The organism is Pseudomonas flexibilis (assembly GCF_000802425.1).
Classification (GTDB): Bacteria; Pseudomonadota; Gammaproteobacteria; order Pseudomonadales; family Pseudomonadaceae; genus Serpens; species Serpens flexibilis.
The window spans coordinates 1-5,797 of sequence record NZ_JRUD01000023.1 but is presented as its reverse complement, the minus strand read 5'-3'; the positions used below and the strand labels follow the sequence as shown (position 1 = coordinate 5,797).

At 52.1% G+C, this 5,797-nt stretch carries 2 tRNA genes and 3 rRNA genes; all 5 read left to right on the top strand.

Features of this window, described 5'->3' with window-relative positions:
* The first annotated feature begins 367 nt into the window (after positions 1-367).
* The 5 genes from SF06_RS14185 (at position 368) to rrf (ending at position 5,534) form a co-directional block, all read left to right on the top strand.
* Positions 368-1,904 (top strand): 16S ribosomal RNA (locus SF06_RS14185).
* Positions 1,905-1,967: 63 nt separating this feature from the next.
* Positions 1,968-2,044 (top strand) — tRNA-Ile (locus SF06_RS14180).
* A gap of 29 nt (positions 2,045-2,073) precedes the next feature.
* Positions 2,074-2,149 (top strand) — tRNA-Ala (locus tag SF06_RS14175).
* A 231-nt stretch (positions 2,150-2,380) separates the two neighbouring features.
* A 23S ribosomal RNA gene (locus SF06_RS14170) occupies positions 2,381-5,273 on the top strand.
* Positions 5,274-5,418: 145 nt separating this feature from the next.
* Positions 5,419-5,534: ribosomal RNA gene (rrf, locus tag SF06_RS14165) — 5S ribosomal RNA — on the top strand.
* Together the 16S, 23S and 5S rRNA genes with 2 tRNA genes alongside form the textbook arrangement of a ribosomal RNA operon.
* Positions 5,535-5,797: the final 263 nt, after the last annotated feature.

Here is a 5,797-nt window from a genome sequence, read left to right as displayed (position 1 = left end):
CGCTAGAGGAAGCGGGCTGCTGGTCGAGGCGGGGTTGACAGTGTCGTTTGGCGCTGTATGATTCGCCTCCCGCTGCAGAGTCTGGTTGAACCGGCTCTGGGTGGTAAGCGGTTGAGATGAAACGAAAAAGTTCAAATCAACGCTTGACAGGCAAAACGGCCGCTGTAGAATGCGCGGCCTCGGTTGAGACCTTCGGTCAGATCGAAACGCTCTTTAACAACTGAATCAAGCAATTCGTGTGGGTGCTTGTGGATGCATCGAGTGATAGTCGCAAGATTATCAGCATCACAAGTAACACTCGTGAATTCGAGAGTTTTTTGCGATTGCTGAGCCAAGTTTAGGGTTTTCTCAAAACCCGATCAGTATTGAACTGAAGAGTTTGATCATGGCTCAGATTGAACGCTGGCGGCAGGCCTAACACATGCAAGTCGAGCGGATGAGGGTAGCTTGCTACCTGATTCAGCGGCGGACGGGTGAGTAATGCCTAGGAATCTGCCCGATAGTGGGGGATAACGTTCCGAAAGGAACGCTAATACCGCATACGTCCTACGGGAGAAAGCGGGGGATCTTCGGACCTCGCGCTATCGGATGAGCCTAGGTCGGATTAGCTAGTTGGTGGGGTAAAGGCTCACCAAGGCGACGATCCGTAGCTGGTCTGAGAGGATGATCAGCCACACTGGAACTGAGACACGGTCCAGACTCCTACGGGAGGCAGCAGTGGGGAATATTGGACAATGGGCGAAAGCCTGATCCAGCCATGCCGCGTGTGTGAAGAAGGTCTTCGGATTGTAAAGCACTTTAAGTTGGGAGGAAGGGTTGTAACCTAATACGTTGCAACTTTGACGTTACCGACAGAATAAGCACCGGCTAACTTCGTGCCAGCAGCCGCGGTAATACGAAGGGTGCAAGCGTTAATCGGAATTACTGGGCGTAAAGCGCGCGTAGGTGGTTTGATAAGTTGGATGTGAAAGCCCCGGGCTCAACCTGGGAATTGCATCCAAAACTGTCTGACTAGAGTACGGTAGAGGGTAGTGGAATTTCCTGTGTAGCGGTGAAATGCGTAGATATAGGAAGGAACACCAGTGGCGAAGGCGACTACCTGGACTGATACTGACACTGAGGTGCGAAAGCGTGGGGAGCAAACAGGATTAGATACCCTGGTAGTCCACGCCGTAAACGATGTCAACTAGTTGTTGGGTTCCTTGAGGACTTAGTAACGCAGCTAACGCATTAAGTTGACCGCCTGGGGAGTACGGCCGCAAGGTTAAAACTCAAATGAATTGACGGGGGCCCGCACAAGCGGTGGAGCATGTGGTTTAATTCGAAGCAACGCGAAGAACCTTACCTGGCCTTGACATGCTGAGAACTTTCCAGAGATGGATTGGTGCCTTCGGGAACTCAGACACAGGTGCTGCATGGCTGTCGTCAGCTCGTGTCGTGAGATGTTGGGTTAAGTCCCGTAACGAGCGCAACCCTTGTCCTTAGTTACCAGCACGTTATGGTGGGCACTCTAAGGAGACTGCCGGTGACAAACCGGAGGAAGGTGGGGATGACGTCAAGTCATCATGGCCCTTACGGCCAGGGCTACACACGTGCTACAATGGTCGGTACAAAGGGTTGCCAAGCCGCGAGGTGGAGCTAATCCCATAAAACCGATCGTAGTCCGGATCGCAGTCTGCAACTCGACTGCGTGAAGTCGGAATCGCTAGTAATCGTGAATCAGAATGTCACGGTGAATACGTTCCCGGGCCTTGTACACACCGCCCGTCACACCATGGGAGTGGGTTGCTCCAGAAGTAGCTAGTCTAACCTTCGGGGGGACGGTTACCACGGAGTGATTCATGACTGGGGTGAAGTCGTAACAAGGTAGCCGTAGGGGAACCTGCGGCTGGATCACCTCCTTAATCGAGACATCACCGTCTCCATAAGCTCCCACACGAATTGCTTGATTCATTGCGAAGACGATTGGGTCTGTAGCTCAGTTGGTTAGAGCGCACCCCTGATAAGGGTGAGGTCGGCAGTTCGAATCTGCCCAGACCCACCAATGTTAAGGGGCGCAGGCTTCGAGACATTGGGGCCATAGCTCAGCTGGGAGAGCGCCTGCTTTGCACGCAGGAGGTCAGGAGTTCGATCCTCCTTGGCTCCACCACTAAGTCGAAAGCACAGAAATGAGCATTCCAGTGTGAATGTTGATTTCTGGATTTTCCAGAATCGTTCTTTAAAAATTCGGGTATGTGATAGAAGTGACTTGTTGAATGTTTCACTGCATTCAGCAACTCAAGGCAAAATTTGCGAGTTCAAGCGCGAATTTTCGGCGAATGTCGTACTTCACTGATCGATCCAAGGCTGTTGTCGAGAGACAGATTGCTTGGGGTTATATGGTCAAGTGAATAAGCGCATACGGTGGATGCCTTGGCAGTCAGAGGCGATGAAAGACGTGGTAGCCTGCGAAAAGCTCCGGGGAGTCGGCAAACAGACTTTGATCCGGAGATGTCTGAATGGGGAAACCCACCTGTCATAAGACAGGTATCTTGTACTGAATCCATAGGTGCAAGAGGCGAACCAGGGGAAGTGAAACATCTCAGTACCCTGAGGAACAGAAATCAACCGAGATTCCCTTAGTAGTGGCGAGCGAACGGGGACCAGCCCTTAAGCTTCTTTAAATCTAGTAGAACGCTCTGGAAAGTGCGGCCATAGTGGGTGATAGCCCCGTATACGAAAGGTTTATAGAAGTGAAAACGAGTAGGACGGCGCACGTGAAACGTTGTCTGAAGATGGGGGGACCATCCTCCAAGGCTAAATACTACTGACTGACCGATAGTGAACCAGTACCGTGAGGGAAAGGCGAAAAGAACCCCGGAGAGGGGAGTGAAATAGAACCTGAAACCGTATGCGTACAAGCAGTGGGAGCCTACTTTGTTAGGTGACTGCGTACCTTTTGTATAATGGGTCAGCGACTTATATTCAGTGGCGAGCTTAACCGAATAGGGGAGGCGTAGCGAAAGCGAGTCTTAATAGGGCGTTTAGTCGCTGGGTATAGACCCGAAACCGGGCGATCTATCCATGGGCAGGTTGAAGGTTAGGTAACACTGACTGGAGGACCGAACCGACTACCGTTGAAAAGTTAGCGGATGACCTGTGGATCGGAGTGAAAGGCTAATCAAGCTCGGTGATAGCTGGTTCTCCTCGAAAGCTATTTAGGTAGCGCCTCATGTATCACTCTGGGGGGTAGAGCACTGTTTCGGCTAGGGGGTCATCCCGACTTACCAACCCGATGCAAACTCCGAATACCCAGAAGTGCCGAGCATGGGAGACACACGGCGGGTGCTAACGTCCGTCGTGAAAAGGGAAACAACCCAGACCGTCAGCTAAGGTCCCAAAGTCCTGGTTAAGTGGGAAACGATGTGGGAAGGCTTAGACAGCTAGGAGGTTGGCTTAGAAGCAGCCATCCTTTAAAGAAAGCGTAATAGCTCACTAGTCGAGTCGGCCTGCGCGGAAGATGTAACGGGGCTCAAACCAGGCACCGAAGCTACGGGTGTCATCTTTGATGACGCGGTAGAGGAGCGTTCTGTAAGCCTGTGAAGGTGAGTTGAGAAGCTTGCTGGAGGTATCAGAAGTGCGAATGCTGACATGAGTAACGACAATGGGTGTGAAAAACATCCACGCCGAAAGACCAAGGGTTCCTGCGCAACGTTAATCGACGCAGGGTTAGTCGGCTCCTAAGGCGAGGCTGAAAAGCGTAGTCGATGGGAAACGGGTCAATATTCCCGTACTTCTAGTTACTGCGATGGGGGGACGGAGAAGGCTAGGCCAGCACGGCGTTGGTTGTCCGTGTTTAAGGTGGTAGGCCGAGATCTTAGGCAAATCCGGGATCTCAAGGCCGAGAACTGATGACGAGCGTTCTTTACGAATGCGAAGTGGTTGATGCCATGCTTCCAGGAAAAGCCTCTAAGCTTCAGGTAACTAGGAACCGTACCCCAAACCGACACAGGTGGTCGGGTAGAGAATACCAAGGCGCTTGAGAGAACTCGGGTGAAGGAACTAGGCAAAATGGCACCGTAACTTCGGGAGAAGGTGCGCCGGTGAGTGTGAAAGACTTGCTCTGTAAGCACACGCCGGTCGAAGATACCAGGCCGCTGCGACTGTTTATTAAAAACACAGCACTCTGCAAACACGAAAGTGGACGTATAGGGTGTGACGCCTGCCCGGTGCCGGAAGGTTAATTGATGGGGTTAGCGAAAGCGAAGCTCTTGATCGAAGCCCCGGTAAACGGCGGCCGTAACTATAACGGTCCTAAGGTAGCGAAATTCCTTGTCGGGTAAGTTCCGACCTGCACGAATGGCGTAACGATGGCGGCGCTGTCTCCACCCGAGACTCAGTGAAATTGAAATCGCTGTGAAGATGCAGTGTATCCGCGGCTAGACGGAAAGACCCCGTGAACCTTTACTGTAGCTTTGCACTGGACTTTGAGCCTGCTTGTGTAGGATAGGTGGGAGGCTTTGAAGCGTGGACGCCAGTTCGCGTGGAGCCATCCTTGAAATACCACCCTGGCATGCTTGAGGTTCTAACTCTGGCCCGTTATCCGGGTCGAGGACAGTGTATGGTGGGCAGTTTGACTGGGGCGGTCTCCTCCTAAAGAGTAACGGAGGAGTACGAAGGTGCGCTCAGACCGGTCGGAAATCGGTCGCAGAGTATAAAGGCAAAAGCGCGCTTGACTGCGAGACAAACACGTCGAGCAGGTACGAAAGTAGGTCTTAGTGATCCGGTGGTTCTGTATGGAAGGGCCATCGCTCAACGGATAAAAGGTACTCCGGGGATAACAGGCTGATACCGCCCAAGAGTTCATATCGACGGCGGTGTTTGGCACCTCGATGTCGGCTCATCACATCCTGGGGCTGAAGCCGGTCCCAAGGGTATGGCTGTTCGCCATTTAAAGTGGTACGCGAGCTGGGTTTAGAACGTCGTGAGACAGTTCGGTCCCTATCTGCCGTGGACGTTTGAGATTTGAGAGGGGCTGCTCCTAGTACGAGAGGACCGGAGTGGACGAACCTCTGGTGTTCCGGTTGTCACGCCAGTGGCACTGCCGGGTAGCTATGTTCGGAAGAGATAACCGCTGAAAGCATCTAAGCGGGAAACTTGCCTCAAGATGAGATCTCACTGGAGCCTCGAGCTCCCTGAAGGGCCGTCGGAGACTACGACGTTGATAGGCTGGGTGTGTAAGCGTTGTGAGGCGTTGAGCTAACCAGTACTAATTGCCCGTGAGGCTTGACCATATAACACCCAAACAATTTGCTGACAAAGCAGATTGGGTGATGGTGAAGTCGACCAAACCGAAAATTTGCAACGAACCGCAAAGCCGACAGACATCACATACCCGTTTCGGGGTAGCGCCTTAACCGCGATGCCCCAACCGAATTGCTTGACGACCATAGAGCGTTGGAACCACCTGATCCCATCCCGAACTCAGCAGTGAAACGACGCATCGCCGATGGTAGTGTGGGGTCTCCCCATGTGAGAGTAGGTCATCGTCAAGCACCTAAAACCAAAACCCCAATCCGCAACCGCGGGTTGGGGTTTTGTCTTTTTCAGCTCACTGAAGCCTGGCGATCAGCTTGGAGAGCAGAGATTTCAGATTATTTCCCTTAAACACATCTGACGTCGCAGACGTCCCGTTACAGATTGATTTTGGTTATGTCTGTTATAGACAACTTAAACTCATGAGTATCGAACCAATGTTTATGTACACGACACTTTTCTCTCTTTACCTCATACAATTTTTACACCCTACCATCTGTTT